Origin of the sequence: Legionella sp. km772 (genome assembly GCF_003989735.1) — a bacterium.
In the GTDB taxonomy this organism is placed as follows: domain Bacteria; phylum Pseudomonadota; class Gammaproteobacteria; order Legionellales; family Legionellaceae; genus Legionella.
In genome coordinates, this window is record NZ_RZGQ01000325.1 from 1 (window position 1) to 1,673 (window position 1,673).

The window sequence follows — 1,673 nt, forward strand, 5'->3', positions numbered from 1 at the left end:
TTGATTTTTTTGATGCAGTGTAATAATTTCGCTTTTTGGTCATTCTATTCCCCTCTTATATTAGAAGAATAGCTCTTAAAAATACCTTTTTTTCGTCTAAAAATCCGCGCCTATATCACTAGATACGTAGATGATCTAACTTTTTCATTTTCCTGCCAGAAAAATAAATTGCCCCCTAATATCATCTGTTTGAACGGGGATGAGAATATTACTCCAGGGAATAAGTTGCAAAAAATAATAGAAAACAATGGCTTTGAAATTAATTTGAGTAAATGTCGATTGCATCATATTACACAAAGTCAAAAAGTTACGGGTATAGTTGTAAATAATAAAACTAATGTACAACGTGGTTTTATTAATAAAACTCGATCTATGCTTTATGCTTGGGAAAGATTTGGTTTAGAGGCAGGAGCTAAAGAATATATCACCAGCTATTTAGAAAAAGACCATGGAACATACGATAAAAAAAGAATTCTTTCTGAACCATCAGCATATTTTAATTTAGTCATAAAAGGTCGCATTAACTATATTGGCATGGTAAGAGGCAATCAAGATAGTATCTATAAAAAGCTGCTTTATAAGTACAGTGTTCTTAATGGCGAGCCCGATGAAAATCTGAAAAAAACTTCAAATGATATTCTCGCTGATAGTATATTCATTGTTGAGCATAGTATTGAAGGTACTCAGGGAACAGCTTTTCTAGTCGACAAATTAGGCTTGGTGACTGTTTGGCATGTTGTAGAGGGAGTAACGAGTGAAACCAGTTGTTTGTTAGATTTTTTTAGATTTTATGATCGTGACATTAAGAGAAAGGCGGTTCTACATAATTCCTCTAAAAGCAAAGATTTGGCAATTTTTAAGTTTGGGAACAATTTTCAAGGCATAGTCCCGCTTAGGTTAGGGGATAGTGCTAAGTTAAAACAAGGTGATGAAATCAAGTTAATAGGTTTTCCAAGTTACAATATAGGTGATCACTATCATTGTAATATGGGAAGGATTACTCAAAGGAAAAAAGTTCTTGGTATAAATGTGTGGTTAATCGATATTCCGATAACTCATGGAATAAGTGGTGGACCTGTATTAAATAGTGATGATGAGGTTATTGGAATCGCAACCGTAGGATCTGAAAAGCATGATAGCACAACTATAAGTCATGGCTTTATTCCTATAGCAGATGCCTTAAAACTATTGTGAATAGTTGTCATTTGTTATTTCTAAGTGCCCCATCAGTGCCCCTCAGAGGTCTTTAATTTTTTTTAACTACACGTAACTACTTGATTTTATTGGTGGGCCCACTAGGACTTGAACCTAGGACCAACGGATTATGAGTCCGCTGCTCTGACCAACTGAGCTATGGGCCCGGAGAGGTAGGTATTTTAAACTTAATTTGAGGGATGTTCTACTGTTATTTTATGATTTTTTAAAAAAATATTTTATAGCTTTGTTAAATTGTCTAAGTTCTGTTTTTTTAATAGGTTTTTTAGGGGGAGAAATAGTTTGTTGGGTAGTTGGTTGCGGGGGAACCATTCCCAGGAAAGGGTTTTGTGTGGCTCTAAATTACTCATGTTACGCACGGTCAATTTTAAGCTGCCATATTTTTAAGCTCCTGCCAAGCAATCTGGTTCGCTCTAAGAATCAATTTGTACTTAATAGCAAAGTGATTTAAATGAGTT

General features: G+C 34.6%; 1 protein-coding gene and 1 tRNA gene. One reads left to right on the forward strand and one right to left on the reverse strand.

Annotated elements, in window-relative coordinates; genetic code table 11:
• Nucleotides 1-225: 225 nt before the first annotated feature.
• On the forward strand, nt 226-1,194 hold the full coding sequence (locus ELY15_RS15640) for a serine protease (RefSeq protein WP_158617530.1): 969 nt from the start codon (nt 226-228) through the stop codon (nt 1,192-1,194).
• A gap of 90 nt (nt 1,195-1,284) precedes the next feature.
• Here ELY15_RS15640 and ELY15_RS15645 read toward each other — a convergent pair.
• A tRNA-Ile gene (locus tag ELY15_RS15645) sits at nt 1,285-1,361 on the reverse strand.
• Nucleotides 1,362-1,673: the final 312 nt, after the last annotated feature.